Origin of the sequence: Sphingomonas sp. GC_Shp_6, assembly GCF_026540835.1 — a bacterium.
GTDB lineage: Bacteria > Pseudomonadota > Alphaproteobacteria > Sphingomonadales > Sphingomonadaceae > Sphingomonas.
Map to the genome: position 1 here is coordinate 54,993 of NZ_JALNUO010000004.1, position 18,911 is coordinate 73,903.

The 18,911-nt window shown below is 66.5% G+C and carries 21 protein-coding genes; 15 read left to right on the forward strand and 6 right to left on the reverse strand.

The features are described 5' to 3' along the window. The first annotated feature begins 12 nt into the window (after positions 1-12). The 5 genes from zwf to eda all read left to right on the forward strand — a co-directional run bounded on the left by zwf (position 13) and on the right by eda (position 5,735). Positions 13-1,476: a glucose-6-phosphate dehydrogenase gene (gene zwf, locus OXQ95_RS06530; RefSeq protein WP_267380783.1), complete on the forward strand. Its 1,464-nt coding sequence runs from the start codon at positions 13-15 to the stop codon at positions 1,474-1,476. Between the two features lie 37 nt (positions 1,477-1,513). Then, on the forward strand, positions 1,514-2,218 hold the full coding sequence (pgl, locus tag OXQ95_RS06535) for a 6-phosphogluconolactonase (protein ID WP_242095828.1): 705 nt from the start codon (positions 1,514-1,516) through the stop codon (positions 2,216-2,218). Between the two features lie 102 nt (positions 2,219-2,320). Then, positions 2,321-4,132 carry a phosphogluconate dehydratase gene (edd, locus tag OXQ95_RS06540; protein WP_267380785.1) on the forward strand — a complete coding sequence of 604 codons (1,812 nt, stop codon included), beginning with the start codon at positions 2,321-2,323 and terminating at the stop codon, positions 4,130-4,132. Between the two features lie 32 nt (positions 4,133-4,164). Continuing rightward, positions 4,165-5,133, forward strand: coding sequence for a glucokinase (glk, locus tag OXQ95_RS06545; RefSeq protein WP_242095830.1), 969 nt, complete (start codon positions 4,165-4,167; stop codon positions 5,131-5,133). Continuing rightward, positions 5,130-5,735 (forward strand): bifunctional 4-hydroxy-2-oxoglutarate aldolase/2-dehydro-3-deoxy-phosphogluconate aldolase, encoded by a 606-nt coding sequence (eda, locus tag OXQ95_RS06550; RefSeq protein ID WP_242095831.1) that lies wholly within the window; start codon positions 5,130-5,132, stop codon positions 5,733-5,735. The genes glk and eda overlap by 4 nt, the downstream gene beginning before the upstream one ends. A 19-nt stretch (positions 5,736-5,754) precedes the next feature. Here eda and mltG read toward each other — a convergent pair whose 3' ends face one another. From mltG to fabD, 6 genes are all read right to left on the reverse strand, one after another. Beyond that, complete coding sequence (mltG, locus tag OXQ95_RS06555; protein WP_267380786.1) at positions 5,755-6,723, reverse strand: endolytic transglycosylase MltG; 969 nt, start codon at positions 6,721-6,723, stop codon at positions 5,755-5,757. A gap of 4 nt (positions 6,724-6,727) precedes the next feature. Further along, a complete protein-coding gene (fabF, locus tag OXQ95_RS06560; protein ID WP_242095833.1) occupies positions 6,728-7,984 on the reverse strand; it encodes a beta-ketoacyl-ACP synthase II in 1,257 nt (418 codons plus the stop codon). Between the two features lie 119 nt (positions 7,985-8,103). Further along, entirely contained in the window at positions 8,104-8,340 is a 237-nt protein-coding gene (locus OXQ95_RS06565) for an acyl carrier protein (RefSeq protein ID WP_055843503.1), read from the reverse strand. 89 nt (positions 8,341-8,429) lie between these two features. Next, positions 8,430-9,167 carry a 3-oxoacyl-[acyl-carrier-protein] reductase gene (gene fabG, locus OXQ95_RS06570; RefSeq protein ID WP_267380802.1) on the reverse strand — a complete coding sequence of 246 codons (738 nt, stop codon included), beginning with the start codon at positions 9,165-9,167 and terminating at the stop codon, positions 8,430-8,432. Between the two features lie 2 nt (positions 9,168-9,169). After that, positions 9,170-9,598 carry a GxxExxY protein gene (locus OXQ95_RS06575; RefSeq protein WP_267380803.1) on the reverse strand — a complete coding sequence of 143 codons (429 nt, stop codon included), beginning with the start codon at positions 9,596-9,598 and terminating at the stop codon, positions 9,170-9,172. A 29-nt stretch (positions 9,599-9,627) separates the two neighbouring features. Beyond that, positions 9,628-10,563, reverse strand: coding sequence for an ACP S-malonyltransferase (fabD, locus tag OXQ95_RS06580; RefSeq protein ID WP_267380805.1), 936 nt, complete (start codon positions 10,561-10,563; stop codon positions 9,628-9,630). A gap of 194 nt (positions 10,564-10,757) precedes the next feature. Between fabD and rpsF the strand changes: the two genes are divergently transcribed. The 10 genes from rpsF (at position 10,758) to OXQ95_RS06630 (ending at position 18,870) form a co-directional block, all read left to right on the forward strand. Then, positions 10,758-11,207, forward strand: coding sequence for a 30S ribosomal protein S6 (gene rpsF, locus OXQ95_RS06585; RefSeq protein ID WP_242095837.1), 450 nt, complete (start codon positions 10,758-10,760; stop codon positions 11,205-11,207). After that, the gene (rpsR, locus tag OXQ95_RS06590; protein ID WP_010543816.1) at positions 11,207-11,431 is read left to right on the forward strand and encodes a 30S ribosomal protein S18; all 225 of its coding nucleotides are present in this window, start codon (positions 11,207-11,209) and stop codon (positions 11,429-11,431) included. The genes rpsF and rpsR overlap by 1 nt, the downstream gene beginning before the upstream one ends. Before the next feature lie 12 nt (positions 11,432-11,443). Then, positions 11,444-12,031, forward strand: a complete 588-nt coding sequence (gene rplI / locus OXQ95_RS06595) for a 50S ribosomal protein L9 (protein WP_242095838.1) — start codon at positions 11,444-11,446, stop codon at positions 12,029-12,031. Positions 12,032-12,214: 183 nt separating this feature from the next. Next, complete coding sequence (gene gntA / locus OXQ95_RS06600) at positions 12,215-12,922, forward strand: guanitoxin biosynthesis heme-dependent pre-guanitoxin N-hydroxylase GntA (protein WP_267380900.1); 708 nt, start codon at positions 12,215-12,217, stop codon at positions 12,920-12,922. Next, complete coding sequence (locus tag OXQ95_RS06605; RefSeq protein WP_267380901.1) at positions 12,919-13,521, forward strand: urea carboxylase-associated family protein; 603 nt, start codon at positions 12,919-12,921, stop codon at positions 13,519-13,521. The genes gntA and OXQ95_RS06605 overlap by 4 nt, the downstream gene beginning before the upstream one ends. Before the next feature lie 82 nt (positions 13,522-13,603). Further along, the gene (locus OXQ95_RS06610) at positions 13,604-14,182 is read left to right on the forward strand and encodes an SRPBCC family protein (protein ID WP_267380903.1); all 579 of its coding nucleotides are present in this window, start codon (positions 13,604-13,606) and stop codon (positions 14,180-14,182) included. Then, entirely contained in the window at positions 14,182-15,384 is a 1,203-nt protein-coding gene (locus OXQ95_RS06615; RefSeq protein ID WP_267380905.1) for a zinc-dependent alcohol dehydrogenase, read from the forward strand. The genes OXQ95_RS06610 and OXQ95_RS06615 overlap by 1 nt, the downstream gene beginning before the upstream one ends. Positions 15,385-15,395: 11 nt before the next feature. Then, a complete protein-coding gene (locus tag OXQ95_RS06620) occupies positions 15,396-16,181 on the forward strand; it encodes an SDR family NAD(P)-dependent oxidoreductase (RefSeq protein ID WP_267380907.1) in 786 nt (261 codons plus the stop codon). Between the two features lie 41 nt (positions 16,182-16,222). Next, entirely contained in the window at positions 16,223-16,696 is a 474-nt protein-coding gene (locus OXQ95_RS06625; protein ID WP_267381109.1) for a DUF4142 domain-containing protein, read from the forward strand. Positions 16,697-16,782: 86 nt separating this feature from the next. Further along, positions 16,783-18,870, forward strand: a complete 2,088-nt coding sequence (locus OXQ95_RS06630; RefSeq protein WP_242095844.1) for a catalase — start codon at positions 16,783-16,785, stop codon at positions 18,868-18,870. Positions 18,871-18,911: the final 41 nt, after the last annotated feature.

The window sequence follows — 18,911 nt, forward strand, 5'->3', positions numbered from 1 at the left end:
CAAGGAAGCCTTATGCCACGCAATACCGTAGCCAAGCTGCTCCTGTTCGGCGCGACCGGCGATCTCGCGCAGCGCATGCTGCTGCCGTCGCTCTATGGCCTCCATGCCGACGGCCTGCTGCCCGACGCGCTGACGATCACCGGATCGGCGCGCTCGGATTATGACGACGCCAGCTACAAGGAGTTCGCCAAGAAGGCGCTCGACCAGTTCCTGCCCGACGATCGCAAGGACGAGAGCGCGCTCGGCACCTTTCTCGACCGGCTGCAGTTCCAGCCGATCGACCTGTCCGACCCGAACGGCTTCCAGCCGCTCGCCGACAAGCTGGGCGACATCTCCGGCGGGCTCGCCATCTATCTCTCCACCGCGCCGTCTCTGTTCGAATCGGCCGTCGAGGGGCTGGAAAAGGTCGGCCTTGCCGGCGACACGGTGCGGATCGCGCTTGAAAAGCCCTTGGGCTACGATCTGCCGTCGAGCCAGGAGATCAACGACACCGTCGCCACCGCCTTCACCGAAGACCGGATCTTCCGCCTGGACCATTATCTCGGCAAGGAGACGGTGCAGAACATCCTCGCGATCCGTTTCGGCAACAGCTTCTTCGAGCCGGTGTGGAACGCGCGCGGGATCGACAACGTCCAGATCACGATTGCCGAGACCGTCGGCCTGGAAGAGCGCGCCGGCTATTACGACACGGCGGGCGCGCTGCGCGACATGGTGGCGAACCACATGCTCCAGTTGCTGGCGCTGGTGGCGATGGAGCCGCCCGCGAGCTTCGACGGCACCGCCATCCGCGACGAGAAGGCCAAGGTGTTCCGCTCGCTCCGGCAGATGACGCCCGAAGAGGTGCCGCACTGCACGGTGACGGGCCAATATGCCGAAGGCGCGTCCGGCGGAAAGATCGTGAAGGGCTATGTCGCCGAACTCGGCAAGCCGTCCTCCACAGAGACGTTCGTCGCCATCAAGGCGCATGTCGACAATTGGCGCTGGCAGGGCGTTCCCTTCTATCTGCGCACCGGCAAGCGCATGCCCGCGCGCCGCAGCGAGATCGCGATCCAGTTCAAGCCGGTGCCGCATTCGATGTTCTCGAACCGCGGCGGGATGCTTCAGCCCAACGTCCTCGTTATCCGCCTCCAGCCCGAGGAATATATCCAGATGCTGGTGATGGCCAAGGAGCCGGGGCTCGACCGCGACGGTATCCGCCTGAAGGAGGTGCCGCTCAACCTCAGCCTCGACAGCGAGTTCAAGGGCACGCGCCGCCGCATCGCGTACGAGCGGCTGCTGCTCGACCTGATCGAGGGCGACCAGACGCTGTTCGTCCGCCGCGACGAGGTGGAGGCGCAGTGGACGTGGATCGATTCGATCCGCGCCGGCTGGGACGCGAACGGCACCAAGCCCAAAAGCTATGCCTCGGGAAGCTGGGGCCCATCCGCCGCGATCGCGCTGACCGAGCGCGACGGGGTTACGTGGCAGGACGACTGATCCCGTTTTCGGGAACGACGAGATTGAAGGAACGCACATGACCGAGATCGAATGGTGGGATTATGACGACGCCGCCGAAATGGCCGCGGCGGTGGCGGGCGACATCCAGTTCATCATCGAGAGCGCGATCGACGCGCGCGGCTCGGCGGTGATCGCGCTGGCGGGCGGCAAGACCCCCTTCCCCGCCTATGAAAAGCTGAGCGCGGCGAAGCTCGACTGGAAGAAGGTGACGATCATCCCCGGCGACGAGCGGATCGTGCCGCTGGGCGACGCGCTGTCGAACGTCACGCAGCTCGCCAAGATCTTCCTGCCCAAGGGGGCGCGGGTGATGCCGATCGTCCCCAAGGCCGTGCCCGACTACAAGGCGGCGGGGCGTTCGGCGGACGCGCTGATGCAGGATCTCCACTGGCCGCTCGATTTCTGCCTGCTCGGCATGGGCGGCGACGGCCATACCGCGTCGATCTTCCCCGGCCCCGATTACGACGAGGCGCTGAACGGCCCCAAGGAGCGCCGCGCCTTGGGCGTGATGCCCGAGCCGCTGCCGCCCGAAGCCCCCGTCCCGCGCGTCACGCTGTCGCGCGCGGCGATCGCCTCGTCGCGGGCGCTGATGATCGCGCTGACCGGGCAGGACAAGCGCACCTTGCTCGAACAGGCGATCGAACAGGGCCCGTCGTCGCCCTATCCGATCGGCCGCGTGCTTTCCGAGGTGGAGCTGCCGGTCGACATCCACTGGGCGGCGTGATCCACTTCCCCGTTCGCCCCGAGCTTGTCGAAGGGCTGTCCCGCCCGTAGCCAAGAAGAACGGTGCTTCGACAAGCTCAGCACGAACGGTAAGAGTGACGGCATGAATTCCGAAGTCCTGGCGGTCACCGACCGCATCATCGAACGCTCGCGGCCGAGCCGCGCGGCCTATCTCGCGCTGATCGAGCGCGAGCGCGAAAACGGCATCCGCCGCCCCAGTCTGGGCTGCGCCAACCTCGCCCATGCCTATGCCGGCACCGACGAGGACCGCGACGCCATGAAGGCGGATACGGGCATGAACATCGGCATCGTCACCGCCTATAACGACATGCTCTCCGCCCATGCGGTCTATTACCGCTATCCCGAGCTGATGAAGGTGTGGGCGCGCGAGGCCGGCGCCACCGCGCAGGTGGCGGGCGGCGTACCGGCGATGTGCGACGGCGTGACCCAAGGCTATCCGGGCATGGAGCTGTCGCTCTTCAGCCGCGACACGATCGCGCTGTCGACCGCGATCGCGCTCAGCCACGGCACGTTCGAGGGCGCAGCCCTGCTCGGCATCTGCGACAAGATCGTGCCGGGGCTGCTGATGGGGGCGCTGCGCTTCGGTCACCTGCCGATGATCCTCATCCCCGGCGGCCCGATGCCGACCGGACTGCCCAACAAGGCGAAGGCCGCGGTGCGCGAGAAGTTCGCCGAGGGGCTGGTCGGCCGCGAGGAACTGCTCGATGCCGAGATCGGCGCCTATCATTCCAAGGGCACCTGCACCTTCTACGGCACCGCCAACACCAACCAGATGATGATGGAGGTGATGGGCCTGCACATGCCCGGCGCCGCCTTCGTCAATCCGGGCACCAAGCTTCGCCAGGAACTCACCCGCGCCGCCGTCCACCGGCTGGCGCGGATCGGCGTGCGTGGCGACGATTACCGGCCGATCGGTGCCTGCGTCGACGAACGCGCGATCGTGAACGCGGCGGTCGGCCTGCTCGCGACGGGCGGATCGACCAACCATCTGCTCCACGTGCCCGCGATCGCGCGCGCGGCGGGGATCGTGATCGACTGGGAGGATTTCGACCGGCTCTCGCGCGCGGTGCCACTGATCGCGCGCGTCTATCCCAACGGATCGGCCGATGTGAACGGCTTCGAGGCGGCGGGCGGCATGCCCTATGTGATCCGCGAGCTGCTCGGCAGCGGCCATCTGCACGGCCACATCCTGACCGTCGCCGGCGACGGGCTGCCGGCCTATGCCAAGACCGCAGTGATCGACGGCGACACGCTCGGCTGGCGCGATACACCCGACAGCGGCGACGAGACCATCCTGCGCCCCGCCGCGGCGCCGTTCTCGGCGGATGGTGGGATGCGCATCCTGGCAGGCAATATCGGCCGCGCCTGCATCAAGGTCTCCGCGGTCGAGCGCGAACGCTGGGTGATCGAAGCGCCGGCTGCGGTCTTCGACGATCAGCTCGACGTGCTGGAGGCGTTCAAGGCGGGCAAGCTCGAACGCGATGTCGTGGTGGTCGTCCGCTTCCAGGGCCCGCGCGCGAACGGCATGCCCGAGCTTCACAAGCTGACGCCGGCACTCGGCGTGTTGCAGAATCGCGGCTTCAAGGTGGCGCTGGTCACCGACGGGCGGATGTCGGGCGCCAGCGGCAAGGTGCCGTGCGCGATCCATTGTTCGCCCGAGGCGCTGCTGGACGGCGCGATCGGCCGGATCCGCGACGGCGATCTCATCCGCGTCGATGCGGTGAACGGCACGCTGGAGGCGCTGGTCGACCCGGCCGAATGGGCGGCGCGCGTGCCGGATGCGGCACCGGGGCCGGCCGAGGGCATGGGCCGCGAGCTGTTCGGCCTGTTCCGCGGACTTGCCGACGAGGCCGAGAAGGGCGCATCGGCGGTGCTGGCTGCCGCCGGGCTCTGAACCGCACGCCCAAGGGAACGAAGGGAACGCAGATGGACGTCGTCGCAGCGGATATCGGGGGCACGCACGCACGCTTCGCCATTGCCGAGGTGGAGAATGGCAAGGTCGTCCATCTGGGCGAACCGGTGACGCTGAAAACCGCGGATCATGCGAGTTTGCAGACCGCGTGGGAGGCATTCCATTCTACACAAGGCGGCCGACTGCCGCGCGCGGCGGCGATCGCGGTCGCCTCGCCGATCACCGGCGACGTGATCCGGCTGACCAACAACCCGTGGATCATCCGCCAGTCGCTGATCCACGAGCGGCTTCACGCCGACACCTATGTCGTCGTCAACGATTTCGGCGCGATCGCCCATGCCGTCGCGCAATTGCCCGAAGGGGATTTCGAGCATCTCTGCGGTCCCGATACGCCGCTGCCGTCCAAGGGCGTGACCACCGTCTGCGGCCCGGGCACCGGGCTCGGCGTCGCGCAGGTGCTGCGGCGGCACGACCGCTACGAAGTGCTGGAAACCGAGGGCGGGCATATCGACTATGCCGCGCTGGACGGCATCGAGGATGCGATCCTTACGCGACTGCGCAAGACCTTCACGCGCGTGTCGGCCGAGCGAATCGTGTCGGGGCCAGGCATCGTCGCAATCTACGAGACGCTCGCCGAGATGGAGGGCCGCCCGGTCCACAGCCGCGACGACAAGACGATCTGGACCGAGGCGCTGGAGGGCACCGATTCGATCGCGCTCGCAGCACTTGACCGCTTCTGCCTCGCGCTCGGCGCGGTGGCGGGCGATCTCGCGCTGGCGCATGGCGCGCGCGGTGTCGTGATCGCAGGCGGGCTCGGGCTGCGCATCAAGGACCGGCTGATCCGTTCGGGCTTCGACCAGCGGTTCCAGGCCAAAGGCCGCTTCCAGACGCTGATGGCGGCAATCCCCGTCAAGCTCATCACGCATCCGCAGCCCGGCCTGTTCGGCGCGGCCGCCGCCTTCGCCCAGGAGCATACGCAATGACCGACATCGCCGACATCATGCGCACCAGCGCCGTCATCCCCGTGCTGGTGATCGACGACGCCGCCACCGCGCGACCGCTCGCCGAGGCGCTGGTCGCCGGCGGGCTGCGCGTGCTGGAGGTGACGATGCGCACGCCCTGCGCGCTGGAAGCCATCGCCGAGATGAAAAAGGTGGAGGGCGCGATCGTCGGCGCAGGCACCGTGGTGAACCCGGAGCAATTCCGCACCGTGCATGACGCAGGCGCCGAATTCATCGTCTCGCCCGGCCTCACCGAGCGGCTGGCCGCGCCGATCCTCGAAAGCGGCATCCCCTATCTGCCGGGCATCGCCAATGCCGGCGACATCATGCGCGGGCTGGATCTGGGCCTTACCAACTTCAAATTCTTTCCGGCCGAGGCCAGCGGCGGGCTGAAGGCGCTGAAGGCGCTCGCCGCGCCCTTCTATCAGTGCAGCTTCTGCCCGACGGGCGGGATCACCGAAGCCTCGGCGCCCGAATGGCTGGCGTTCAAGCCGGTGCGCTGCGTCGGCGGAAGCTGGGTGACGGGCGGCACCATGGCCGAGGTGGAGATGAAGGCGCGCGCGGCGAACGCCCTGCGGGGCTGATCGCCGGGCGTCGCTCCGGTCACATCTCGCCGCGGGCGTGGCGGATCGCGTACCATTTCTTCACATTGGCATTATGCTCGGCCAGCGTGTCGGCAAAGACATGGCCGCCGGTGCCATCCGCGACGAAGTACAGCGCCTTGGACGTGCCCGGATCGAGCACCGCGTCGATCGACGCGCGGCCGGGATTGGCGATCGGCCCCACCGGCAGCCCGGCGCTGGCATAGGTGTTGTAGCCGTTCTTGGCCTGCAATTCGGAGCGCAGGATGCGGCGGCCGAGCGGACGGCCCTTGGTGATCGGATAGATGACGGTCGGGTCGGCCTGGAGCGGCATGCCGATGCGCAGCCGATTGCCATAGACCGCGGCCACCATGCGGCGTTCGGCGGGCTTACCCGTTTCCTTTTCCACGATCGAGGCGAGGATGATCGCCTGGCGCGGCGTCGTCACCGCGATGCCCGGCTTGCGCCTCGCCCAGGCGGCCTTGAGATAGACGTCCATCGCGCGCTGCATCCGCGTCACCACCGACGCACGCGTGTCGCCGCGCGCGAAGGCATAGCTGTCGGGCAGGATCGATCCCTCGGCGGGCACCGCCACCGGCCCGACCAGGCCATCGGCCTTCATCAGCGCGTCATGGACCAGCACAGAGGGGTAGCCCTCGGGCACCACCACCAGGCGCTGCACCGTTTTGCCGCCCTGAAGCAGGCTGAGGATGTCCGACTGGCTCAGATGCGCCGGGATGCGGTATTCGCCCGCCTTGATCGGCGCGCCCGATCCGAACACGCGGGCGAGCAGGCGGAAGCGCGTGGCGGAGCGGATCGCGCCCGCGCGTTCGAGGTCGCGCGCGGCCCCGGCCAGCGTCGCGCCCTCGGGCACGCTGACGGTCAGGGTGCGCGGTGCCGGGCCCGCGCCGCCCCAGCCGTGAATCATCAGGAACGCCGCCACGAGGACGGCGATCGCCGCGATCAGGCCGAAACAGCCGAGCCTGCGCACCGGCCTAGAGCGCCCGCATCACCAAAGAGGCGTTGGTGCCGCCGAAGCCGAACGAGTTGTTCAGCACCGCACGGACCTCGCGCTTCCTGGCGACGTGCGGCACCAGATCGATGCCTTCGGCGCCCTCCGATGGATTGTCGAGGTTGAGCGTCGGCGGCACGATCTGGTCGCGCATCGCCAGGATGCAGAAGATGCTCTCGACCGCGCCGGCCCCGCCGAGGAGATGGCCGATCGCCGACTTGGTCGAGCTCATCGACAGGCCGCCGACCGCATCCCCGAACAGCCGCTTGACCGCGCCGAGCTCGATCATGTCGGCCATCGTCGACGTGCCATGCGCGTTGATGTAGTCGATGTCGGATAGCGCCAATCCCGATTTGCGCATCGCCATCTGCATCGACCGGTACGCACCCGAACCCTCGGGCTCGGGCGCGGTGACGTGATAGGCGTCGCCGGACAGGCCGTAGCCGACCACCTCGCAATAGATCTTGGCGCCACGTGCCTTGGCGCGCTCATATTCTTCCAGCACCACCACGCCCGCGCCCTCGCCCATCACGAAGCCGTCGCGGTCGCGGTCATAGGGGCGGCTGGCCTGTTCGGGCCGATCGTTGAAGCTGGTGTTGAGTGCGCGCGCCGCCGCGAAACCGGCGATGCCGAGCGGGCACACCGTGCCCTCCGCGCCGCCCGCCAGCATGACGTCGGCATCGTCCATCGCGATCATCCGCGCGGCATCGCCGATCGAATGCGCTCCGGTCGAGCAGGCCGTGACCACCGCGTGGTTCGGCCCCATCAGCCCGTATTTGATCGAGACCTGACCCGAGATCAGGTTGATGAGACGGCCATGGACGAAGTGCGGGCTGACGCGCTTGGGCCCCTTTTCCGCCAGGACGAGCGATTCGCTCTCGATGCCCGGCAGGCCGCCGATGCCCGATCCGATCGAGCAGCCGGCGCGGAAGCGCTCGGCCTCGGTCATCTCGGTCAGGCCCGCATCCTCCAGCGCCTGGCCAGCGGCGTCGATGCCGTAGATGATGAACGGATCGACCTGCCGCTGGATCTTATGATCGACGCGCTTGTCGGGATCGAAGCCGTAAGGATGATCCGCCGGCTTGACCTCGCACGCGATGGTGCATTTCTGGTCCGACGCGTCGAAACGGGTGATGGGCCCGGCGCCCGATTTGCCGGCGATGATGTTCGCCCATGCCGTCTCGACGTCCGCGCCGAGCGGAGTCACAAGGCCCAATCCGGTTACGACAACGCGCCGCATCTCACTCTCCAGTTTCCATAAACGAAACGGCTCCCCGCACCGGTAGACCCGGACGGGAAGCCGTTCGATCCAGCCCGATAGGCAGGATCACCCTGTTGGGTTTGGCCGTGCGCCAGGTCTTACGACTTGTGCTCGTCGATATAGGTGATCGCGTCCTTCACGGTCGTGATCTTCTCGGCGGCATCGTCGGGAATCTCGACGCCGAATTCCTCCTCGAACGCCATGACGAGCTCGACGATGTCGAGGCTGTCGGCACCCAGATCGTCGATGAAGCTGGCATCCTCGGTCACCTTGTCGGCTTCGACGCCGAGATGCTCGACGACGATCTTCTTCACGCGGTCGGCGGTCTCGCTCATGGTCATTCCCTCTTCACGTATGGGGTGTTTCTTCGATTACCTGAACGCCCGTAGAACGGGGCCAAGGCGCGCGCAAGTATCCGCGCGCCTCAGATCATCGCCATCCCGCCGTTCACATGAAGCGTCTGCCCGGTGACGTAGCCCGCCTCGCGGCTGGCCAGATAGACGACCGCCGCGCCGATATCCTTCCCGCCGCCGAGATCGGCCGCCGGAATGCGCGCCAGCAGCGCGGATTTCTGCGCGTCGGGCAACGCATCGGTCATGGCGGAGCGGATGAAGCCGGGCGCGACGCAGTTGACGGTGATATGGCGGCTGGCGAGTTCCTGCGCCATCGCCTTGCTCATGCCGACCAGGCCCGCCTTGGACGCGGCATAGTTCGCCTGACCCGGATTTCCCGTGGTGCCGACGACCGAGGTGATCGAGATCATTCGCCCGAAACGCGCCTTCATCATCGGCTTGGCGGCGGCGCGCATCAGCCGGAACGCGGCCTCCAGGTTGACGCGGATCACCTGGTCCCATTCGTCGTCCTTCATCCGCATCGCCAGATTGTCGCGCGTGACGCCGGCATTGTTGACGAGGATGTCGAGCCGCCCGAGCGCCGCCGCCGCGGCCGGCACCAGCGCATCGACCGCGCCGCCGTCCGACAGGTCGCACGGCAGCGCGACGTGATCCGCACCCAGCGACACACGAAACGCCTCCAGCTTGCCGGCATTGGACCCCGAAACCGCGAGCCGCGCGCCCTGCCCCGCCAGCGCCTGCGCGATCGCCGACCCGATCCCCCCGGACGCGCCGGTGACGAGTGCGGTCATGCCTGTAAGGTCGAACATGTCTATTCTCCGATGATCCTGTTCGCGCAAAGACGCGAAGACGCTAAGGGGTGGTATCCGTTGACGAGGCGGCGGATCCCTTCCTCGAGCGTCGCGCCGCCGAAGGTGATGAGCAAGCCCAGCGGCTGTCTGGTGAGCCTGAGATAGGTCAGAAGCTGTTTGGCATGCACAGCGCTCAACCGCACCATCGATTTGATCTCGACGAGCCGGGTTCCGCCGACGACCAGATCGGCCTCGAACGCGCCGTCGAAACGCAGCCCCTCGAACTCGATCGCGATCGATCGTTGGCGCTCGACCCGATAGCCCATGCCCCGCAGCTTAGCTGCAAGCACGGCCTCATGGACGCTTTCGAGGAGACCGGGGCCGAGATCCCGGTGCAGCCGCGGCGACACATCGACGACGTCCGCTGCCGCTGCCTCCAGGTCAAACATCTTGGCGTCTTCGCGTCTTTGCGCGAAAACTACAACCGGCCGATCAGTGCCTCGATGTCGTCCATCGTCACCACGCTCGTCGTCTCCACCTCGGGCGCCGTGCGCTTGACCATCGGGGCGAGCACCTTGCCGCCGAATTCGACGAAGCGCTCGACGCCGGCCGCCTGCATCGCCAGCACCGACTCGCGCCAGCGGACCATTCCCGTCACCTGCTCCACCAGCAGCCGGCGGATCGTGTCCGGGTCCGACACCGCCGCTGCGGTGACGTTGGCGAAGACGGGCACCAGCGGCGCGTCGATCCGCGCATCGGCCAGCGCCGTCGCCATCGCATCGGCCGCGGGCTGCATCAACGGACAGTGGAACGGCGCGGAGACGGGCAGCAGCAGCGCCCGCTTGGCGCCGTGATCCTTGGCGCTGGCGACTGCGCGGTCGATTGCGGCTTTGGCGCCCGAGATCACCACCTGGCCGGGATCGTTATCGTTGGCGACGGTGCACACTTCGCCCTCGGCGCCCGCATCCGCGATCGCCTGCGCCTTGGCGAGATCGACGCCGAGGAGCGCCGCCATCGCGCCGACGCCCACCGGCACCGCCGCCTGCATCGCCTGCCCGCGATGCTTCAGCAGCCGCGCGGTGGTCGAGAGGTCGATCGCGCCCGCCGCACAGAGCGCGGTATATTCGCCCAGGCTGTGGCCGGCGACGAAATCGGCCTTGTCGGCAAGGCGCACGCCGCCCTCGCGCTCCAGCACGCGCAGCGTCGCGATGGCGTTGGCCATGATCGCGGGCTGCGCGTTCTCGGTGAGTTGCAGCGTCTCGGCGGGACCCTCGCGCATCAGCCGCGAGAGATGCTGGCCGAGCGCCTCGTCCACCTCCTCGAACACCGCGCGCGCCACCGCGCTGGCGTCCGCGAGCGCGGCGCCCATGCCGACCGCCTGGCTGCCCTGCCCCGGGAAAACGAATGCGCGCATGACCTCTCCTGCATTGTCGTGGTGTTGCGGTTAGAGGCAATCCGCCGCGCGGGGCAATGGTTGCTTTTGCGGCCGTTCGCGTTATAGGCGCCGCTTCGGACGTGGCAGTGGCCCGTCCGTCATACGAGACGACAGCCGGAGGGGCGTGGCGCATGGGGCGTCCGTCAGCGATCGGCCAAGATATGAGGACGGGCATGGCTCTCTACGAGCACGTGTTCCTTGCGCGCCAGGATCTGGCACAGGCGCAGGTGGACACGCTGGCGGAAAACGCCGCGAAGATCATCACCGACAACAAGGGCAAGGTCGTCAAGACCGAGAGCTGGGGCCTGCGTTCGCTCGCCTACAAGATCGCCAAGAACCGCAAGGCGCATTACGTCATGCTCGAGATCGACGCACCGGGTGCGGTGGTCGCCGAGCTGGAGCGCCAGACCCAGATCAACGAGGACGTGATCCGCTACATGACCGTCAAGGTCGACGAGCTGGAGACCGGCCCGACCGTGATGATGCGCAAGCAGGAGCGCGATCGCGAGCGTCGTGGCGACCGTGAAGGTGGCCGTGACGGTGGACGCGATGGCGGCCCGCGCGGCGATCGTCCGGATCGTGGCGACCGCCCCCGTCGTGACCGTGAAGAGGAAGCCGCATAATGGCCCGTCCGTTTTTCCGCCGCCGCAAGAGCTGCCCCTTCTCCGCGAAGGACGCGCCCCGGATCGACTATAAGGACGTCCGGCTGCTCCAGGGCTTCGTGTCCGAGCGTGGCAAGATCGTTCCCTCGCGCATCACCTCGGTGAGCGCGAAGAAGCAGCGCGAGTTGGCCCAGGCCATCAAGCGCGCGCGTCATCTGGGCCTGCTGCCCTACATCGTTAAGTAAGGAGCGCCCGATATGGACGTCATTCTGCTGGAGCGCGTCGAGAAGCTCGGCGCCATCGGCGACGTGGTGAAGGTCAAGGACGGGTTCGCCCGCAACTATCTTCTCCCCAACAAGAAGGCGCTTCGTTCCAACGAAGCCAACCGCAAGGTGTTCGAGGCCAACCGCGCCCGGATCGAATCGGACAACGCCACGCGCCGCGCCGATGCCGAGAAGGAAGCCAAGGGTTTCGAGAACGCCTCCGTCACGCTGATCCGTCAGGCGTCGAACACCGGCCAGCTTTACGGCTCGGTCGCGGTGCGCGATCTGATCGAGGCGCTCGAGGCGGACGGCCACAAGGTCGCCCGTTCCGCGATCGCGCTCGACAAGCCGATCAAGGCGATCGGCGTTTACACCGTGAAGGTGGCGCTGCATCCCGAGGTCGCCGTGAACGTCAAGGTCAACGTCGCACGCTCGCCCGAAGAGGCCGAGATGCAGGCGTCGGGCGTCAACGTCATGGAAGCGATGTTCGAGAAGGACGAGGCCGGCTTCGTCGAGGATTACGATCCCAACGCCGAGCCCGGCGCGACCGCCGAAGTCTCCGGAGACGAAGCGCAGGGCTGAGCCCTTCGCCGCGTCGGACAGACATCGTCGCACACAGGGGCCGTCCGGAGCGATCCGGGCGGTCTCTTTGCGTCTGGGCCTCCGCGCATCCCGTCTCGCGGTGGGACGAAGCCGTACTCGTTGACTTCGATCAACACGATCGTTCGGAACAGGGCCGTGCGACGCTTCGTAGTGTCCGGACCCATGACCAGATCCATCACACCCTTATTCCCGTGGCGCCACGATGCGCAGGACGAACTCGAACGGATGATGCACCGGTTCGTCGATGATCGGGCGTTTCCCTGCGTCGGCGCGAAGGCGGCGCTCGCCAAGGGCACGCTCCACGTGCTCGCCTGCAACGCGATCGACAGCGCCTGGGACGATCTCCGCATCCATGACGGCCTTCTGCGCTTCGCCGAGGCGTATCGCGAGCAGCCCGCGCTCTTCCGCAGCTTCGCGGTGGTGTTCGAAGGGCCCGACGATCTGAACGAGGCCGCGTTCGAGGCCGCATTGTGGCGTCGCGTCCAGTCGCTGTCCGACAAGGATGTGTGGCGCGGGCAACCCTATGACGGCACGGTTGCGACCGATCCGGAGAGCCCGCATTTCTCGCTGAGCTTCGGCGGCGAGGCGTTCTTCATCGTCGGCCTTCACCCCAAGGCCAGCCGCCCGGCGCGACGCTTCGCGCGGCCCACGCTCGTCTTCAACTTGCACGACCAGTTCGAGACGCTGCGCGCGCAGGGGCGTTACGAGGGTATGCGCGAGAAGATCATGGTGCGCGACGAGGCGATCGCCGGCACGCGCAACCCCATGCTGGCGCGCCACGGCGAGGCGAGCGAAGCGCGGCAATATAGCGGCCGCATGGTCGGCGAAGGCTGGCGCTGCCCCTTTTCCTATTCGGGCGAGCCCTCTTGAGCGACACGATCGAGATCCCGGAACGCAGCGGGGCGGCGTTCACGCTCGCCAAGGGCGATCTGCTGAGCGTGATCGATCCGCGCGGCGAACAGGTGTCCGACCTCCTCGCCTTCAACGCGCATGACATCCACGAGGCGATCTCGTCGGGCCGCACGCTCGATTATGCCGAAACGATCCGGCTCACGGTCGGGAATCGGCTCTATTCCAACCGCTCGTCGGTGATGCTGGAGATCGTTGCGGACGATGTCGGCCGGCATGATTTCCTGCTCACGCCCTGTTCCTACGACACGTTCCACCATTTCTATCCCGACCTGCCGCCGCATCGCGGCTGTTTCGGCAATCTGGCCGAGGCGCTGGAGCCCTATGGGATCGTGCCGGACCGGATCCCGATCGCGTTCAACTGCTTCATGAACGTGCCGGTCGATGCCGAAACCGGCAAGATCTCGGTCCTGCCCCCCACCAGCAAGGCGGGTGACCGCATCGTGTTCCGCGCCGCGATGGATCTCGTGATCGGCCTCACGGCGTGCTCGGCGCCGGCCTCGAACGGCGGCAGCTTCAAGCCGATCCATTACCGCATCGATCGTGCTGATCCTGGTTAACTCTTGGTGATTAGGCCGAAAGCGGGGGGAACATCGCGTGTCGTGAAGCGCTTGAAATCAGCGACGAACACAGGAGCGACGCATGTCTCACACCCACCCCGACGATGCGCCGTTGACCGCATCCAAGGACAGCGACGCGGTCGAACGCGCCGGCGTGCTGTTTCCCGATGCGCAAGGCGACTCGATCGTCGGCCGCGCGGTGACGATCAACCGCCCCGCGGCTGAACTCTTCGCCTTCTGGCGCGACTTTTCCAATCTGGCGCGGGTGATGGAGAATGTGGAGCGGATCGACACGCTCGACGCCACGCGCTCGCATTGGGTGGTGAAGGCTCCCGGCGGCCGCACGGTCGAGTGGAACGCACGCGTGACTGACGAGGCGCAGGACCGTTTCATCGCATGGACCGCCGAGGAGGGCGCCGACATCGCGAACAGCGGCCGGGTCGACTTCCGCGACGCGGGCGCCCGCGGCACCGTTGTGACCGCCACGATCCTCTACGACCCGCCCGCCGGACTAATCGGCAAGGTGATCGCCAAGATGTTTCAGCGTGAACCCGCGATCCAGGCACGCCGCGACTTGCGTCGCTTCAAGCAACTGATGGAAACCGGCGAGATCGCGACGTCTGCGCGCACCGTCGCCGAACATGAAGAGGAACTGGGCTGATGCGCGCACTTGCCTGGCACGGCCGCCATGACGTTCGCGTCGATACGGTGGACGATCCCGAGATCGTCAACCAGCGCGACTGCATCATCAAGGTGACCTCGACCGCGATCTGCGGCTCGGACCTCCACCTTTACGACGGTTATATCCCCACCATGAAGGCGGGCGACATTCTCGGCCACGAGTTCATGGGCGAAGTGGTCGAGACCGGATCCAAATCGACGTTGAAGAAGGGCCAACGCGTCGTCGTGCCGTTCACGATCGCATGCGGAAGCTGCTATCATTGCGGCAAACACCAATATTCGGCGTGCGACAACGGCCTGCCCGCCGACAATCAGGACATCGCGCAGGAGCTGTACGGCCAGCCGATGAGCGGCCTGTTCGGTTATAGCCACATGACCGGCGGCTATGCCGGCGGCCAGGCCGAATATGTTCGCGTGCCGTTCAGCGATGTCGGCCCGATCGTCATCCCCGATGGAATCGAGGACGACAAGGTGCTGTTCCTTTCCGACATCCTGCCCACGGGCTGGCAGGCGGCGGAGTACGCGCAGATCGAGCCCGGCGACACCGTGGCGGTATGGGGTTGCGGCCCGGTCGGCCTGTTCGCGGTACAGTCGGCGTTCCTGATGGGTGCCGAGCGCGTCATCGCGATCGACCATTTCCCGCACCGGCTCGAGCTCGCCAAAGGCTTCGGCGCCGAAACGATCAACTTCAAGGAAAGCGCGGTCTATGAGGCGCTGATGGAGATGACGGGCGGAATCGGCCCCGATGCGGTGATCGATGCCGTCGGCCTGGAGGCGCACGGCCTGTTCGTCGACAATGTGATCGACCAGATCAAGGCATCGATGTTCCTCGGCACCGATCGCCCGCATTCGATCCGCCAGGCGATCATCGCCTGCCGCAAGGGTGGCCGCGTGTCGATGCCTGCGGTCTATGGCGGCTTCGTCGACAAGTTCCCGCTCGGCGCCTTCATGGAGAAGGGGCTGACGCTCAAGACCGGGCAGACGCACGTCCAGCATTATCTGCCGGGCCTGTTGAACGCGATCATGGAAGAGAAGATCGATACCACCTTCCTGATCTCGCACCGGTTGCCCCTGGAGAACGCGGCGGACGGCTACAAGCTGTTCCACGACCATCAGGATGTCGCGACCAAGATCGTGCTGAAGCCTGGTCTGGCGAAGACCAAAGTCGAAATGCCCGCTTGAGGAGAATGGATATGGCTGACAAATTCGCGATCATCACCGGGGCCTCGACGGGCATCGGCTTTGAACTGGCGACGCTCGCCGCCAAGAACGGTTACGACATTCTCGTGGTGGCGAACGAGCCGCTGATCGATGCCGCGGCCGAGGACTTCAAGCAGTTCGGCACGGCCGTCACGTCGGTGAACGCCGATCTGTCAACCGTGGAAGGCGTCGACAGCCTGCTGGCCGCCACGAACGGGCGTCAGGTCGATCTGCTCTGCGCCAACGCCGGACATGGCCTCGGCCACGCGTTCCTGGACCAGAAGTTTGCCGACTGGCGTCATGTCGTCGACACCAATATCGTCGGCACGCTCTATCTGCTCCAGAAGGTGCTGCCGCCAATGGTCGCGCGCAACGGGGGCAAGGTGCTCGTCACCGGCTCGATCGCGGGCTACATTCCCGGTGCGTTCCAGGCGGTGTACAACGGCACCAAGGCCTTCGTGGACAGCTTCGTCGCCGCCATCCAGAACGAGCTGAAGGATTCCGACGGCGTCACCATCACCAATCTGATGCCGGGTCCGGTCGAGACCGAGTTCTTCGCGCGCGGCGACATGCTCGACACCTCGGTCGGCGCGTCGGACAGCAAGAGCGATCCGGCCGATGTCGCCAAGGATGGCTGGGACGCGCTGATGGCGGGCAAGGCCGCGGTCGCCTCGGGCTGGAAGAACAAGATCCAGTCGGCGATCGCGAACGTCACGCCCAACGCCATTCTGGCCGAGCAGCATCGCAAGATGGCCGAGCCCGGAACCGCGAACGACTGATGCGCGTAACGTTGGATGAACAGAGGAGAAATGCCGTGAAGATGATTTTGGGCGCGATCGCGCTGCTGGCGATGCCGACGATGGCCAGTGCGCAGGCGATGACCGGTACGACCTATGTGATGAAGGCGGGTGCTGGCGACCTGTTCGAGATCGAGTCCGCCAAGGTCGAGATGGCCTCCACCAAGAACGCCGATCTGAAGACTTTCGCCAATCAGATGGTGACCGATCACACGACCAGCACCAACGACGTGAAGGCCGCGGCGATGCAGGCCGGCATGAAAGTGGCGCCGCCCCATCTGAACGCGATGCAGAGCAGCGATTTGGCCAAGCTGCGCGCCGCCAAGGGCACCGCGCGTGATCGGCTGTACGTGACCCAGCAGAAGGCCGCGCATCAGCAGGCGCTGACGCTGCATCAGACCTATGCGGACAACGGCACGGTCGATCCGCTCAAGATGGCCGCATCGAAGATCGTGCCCGTCGTGCAGGGCCACATCGCGATGCTCCAGTCCATGTAAGGATCGGGCGGCCGATGGTCGCCCGTTCATGACGTTTCACGCGGCCGGGAAACCGGCCGCGTCCTTTATATCCGGAGACTGCCGCCATGACCGATTTCACCCCCGCTTCGCTCAACCCCGGCAATGGCGGCGAGACGCACCAGCGCAACGACGACGAGCATCCCGTGCTGACGACAAACCACGGCACGCCGATCGCCGACAATCAGAACCAGCTGAAGGCCGGTGACCGCGGCCCCGTCCTGCTCGAGGACGAGATCTACCGCGAGAAGATCAACCATTTCGATCACGAGCGTATCCCCGAGCGTATCGTCCACGCGCGCGGTTCGGCCGCGCACGGCTATTTCGAATGTACCGAGAGCCTTGCCGACATCACCTGCGCGGACCTGTTCCAGAAGAAGGGGCAGCGCACCGAGGTGTTCACGCGCTTCTCGACCGTGGCGGGCGGCGCCGGATCGATTGACACCCCGCGCGACGTGCGCGGCTTCGCCGTGAAATTCTACACCCGCGAGGGCAATTGGGATCTGGTCGGCAACAACATCCCCGTGTTTTTCATCCAGGACGCGATCAAGTTCCCGGACCTGATCCACGCCGCCAAGATGGAGGCCGATCGCGGCTATCCGCAGGCAGCGACCGCGCATGATACCTTCTGGGACTTCATCTCGCTGATGCCCGAATCGACGCACATGATCATGTGGGCGATGTCGGACCGCACGCTGCCCCGCACCTTCGCGAACATGGAAGGTTTCGGCGTCCATACCTTCCGCCTCGTCAACAAGGCGGGCAAGTCGACCTTCGTGAAGTTTCATTGGAAACCCAAGGCGGGCCTGGCCTCGACGATCTGGGACGAGACAGTAAAGATCGCCGGCGCCGATCCCGATTTCCAGCGCCGCGACCTGTTCGAGCGGATCGAGCGTGGTGACTATCCCGAGTGGGAGCTGGGCCTGCAGCTCTTCGACGAGGATTTCGCCAACAGCCAGCCTTATGACGTGCTCGACGCCACGAAGATCATCCCCGAAGAGGTGCTGCCCGTCCGCATCGTCGGCAAGATGGTGCTCGATCGCTATCCCGACAACTTCTTCGCCGAGACCGAGCAGGCCGCGTTCGTGCCGAGCCATGTCGTGCCCGGTATCGGCTTCTCCAACGATCCGCTGCTGCAGGGCCGCCTGTTCAGCTATACCGACACGCAGCTTTCGCGGCTCGGCTCGGTGAACTTCCACCAGTTGCCGATCAACGCCGCCAAGGCCACCGCGAGCGGCAGCCCCTATTCCAACCAGCAGCGCGACGGCCATATGCAGATGGGCGTGCCCAAGGGCCGCGCCAATTACGAGCCGAACAGCCTGGCCAAGGCGGGCGAGCCCGGCGGGTTCCGCGAGGATCCGGACAACGGCTACAAGACCTTCCCGTCCGAGGAACAGGGTCAGAAGCTGCGCATCCGCCCCGAGAGCTTCGCCGACCATTACAGCCAGGCGCGGCTGTTCTTCCGCTCGATGGACCCGGCCGAGCAGGCGCATATCGCGTCGGCGCTCGTGTTCGAGCTGAGCAAGGTGTCGCTCGATCATGTCCGTCTGCAGATGATGGCCAATCTGCGCAACGTGGACGAAGGTCTCGCCACGCGCGTCGCCGATGGTCTGGCGATGGACCTGCCCGAGGCTTCGCCGACCGCGGCGCCGGTGATCGACATGGATCCCTCGCCTGCGCTGCGCATCATCCGCGGCCCGCTCGAGATGCACAGCCTGGAGGGCAAGACGGTCGGCATCCTGATCGCCGACGGCACCGATGCGGCGGCGTTGAACGCGGTGACGAGCGCAATCGCGGCGGCCAAGGGCCATGCCAAGATCATCGCGCCTAAGGTCGGCAAGGTGCCGCTGTCGGACGGCAGCGCGGTCGCCGCGGATGCCCAGCTCTTCGGCCAGCCCTCACCCACTGTCGATGCCTGCGCGGTCATCCTGTCGGCCGAAGCGTGCGCGAAGCTGGTCAAGGAAGGCGCGGCGGTACAGTGGGTGATGGATGGCTTCGGCCACCTGAAGGCGATCGGAGCCAACGCCGACGCCCAGCCGCTGCTCGATAAGGCAGGCGTGGAGCCCGACGAAGGCGTCACCGATCTCGATGGCTTCGTCGAGGCGGCCAAGAAGCGTTACTGGGACCGCGAGCCGAAGGTCCGCACGCTGGCGTAAAAGCCACCTGTTCCCCGGCGGAGGCCGGGGCCCAGGTGTGG

Bases quoted from the DNA above. Each gene is read 5' to 3' on its own strand.
- zwf (WP_267380783.1), top strand. From the start codon at position 13: ATGCCACGCAATACCGTAGCCAAGCTGCTCCTGTTCGGCGCGACCGGC.
- OXQ95_RS06630 (WP_242095844.1), top strand. From the start codon at position 16,783: ATGACCGATTTCACCCCCGCTTCGCTCAACCCCGGCAATGGCGGCGAG.
- rpsR (WP_010543816.1), top strand. From the start codon at position 11,207: ATGGCCCGTCCGTTTTTCCGCCGCCGCAAGAGCTGCCCCTTCTCCGCG.
- OXQ95_RS06565 (WP_055843503.1), bottom strand. From the start codon at position 8,340: ATGAGCGAGACCGCCGACCGCGTGAAGAAGATCGTCGTCGAGCATCTC.
- OXQ95_RS06625 (WP_267381109.1), top strand. From the start codon at position 16,223: ATGATTTTGGGCGCGATCGCGCTGCTGGCGATGCCGACGATGGCCAGT.
- rplI (WP_242095838.1), top strand. From the start codon at position 11,444: ATGGACGTCATTCTGCTGGAGCGCGTCGAGAAGCTCGGCGCCATCGGC.
- gntA (WP_267380900.1), top strand. From the start codon at position 12,215: ATGACCAGATCCATCACACCCTTATTCCCGTGGCGCCACGATGCGCAG.
- edd (WP_267380785.1), top strand. From the start codon at position 2,321: ATGAATTCCGAAGTCCTGGCGGTCACCGACCGCATCATCGAACGCTCG.
- pgl (WP_242095828.1), top strand. From the start codon at position 1,514: ATGACCGAGATCGAATGGTGGGATTATGACGACGCCGCCGAAATGGCC.
- rpsF (WP_242095837.1), top strand. From the start codon at position 10,758: ATGGCTCTCTACGAGCACGTGTTCCTTGCGCGCCAGGATCTGGCACAG.
- fabD (WP_267380805.1), bottom strand. From the start codon at position 10,563: ATGCGCGCATTCGTTTTCCCGGGGCAGGGCAGCCAGGCGGTCGGCATG.
- OXQ95_RS06615 (WP_267380905.1), top strand. From the start codon at position 14,182: ATGCGCGCACTTGCCTGGCACGGCCGCCATGACGTTCGCGTCGATACG.
- OXQ95_RS06575 (WP_267380803.1), bottom strand. From the start codon at position 9,598: ATGTTTGACCTGGAGGCAGCGGCAGCGGACGTCGTCGATGTGTCGCCG.
- eda (WP_242095831.1), top strand. From the start codon at position 5,130: ATGACCGACATCGCCGACATCATGCGCACCAGCGCCGTCATCCCCGTG.
- fabF (WP_242095833.1), bottom strand. From the start codon at position 7,984: ATGCGGCGCGTTGTCGTAACCGGATTGGGCCTTGTGACTCCGCTCGGC.
- glk (WP_242095830.1), top strand. From the start codon at position 4,165: ATGGACGTCGTCGCAGCGGATATCGGGGGCACGCACGCACGCTTCGCC.
- OXQ95_RS06610 (WP_267380903.1), top strand. From the start codon at position 13,604: ATGTCTCACACCCACCCCGACGATGCGCCGTTGACCGCATCCAAGGAC.
- OXQ95_RS06620 (WP_267380907.1), top strand. From the start codon at position 15,396: ATGGCTGACAAATTCGCGATCATCACCGGGGCCTCGACGGGCATCGGC.
- fabG (WP_267380802.1), bottom strand. From the start codon at position 9,167: ATGTTCGACCTTACAGGCATGACCGCACTCGTCACCGGCGCGTCCGGG.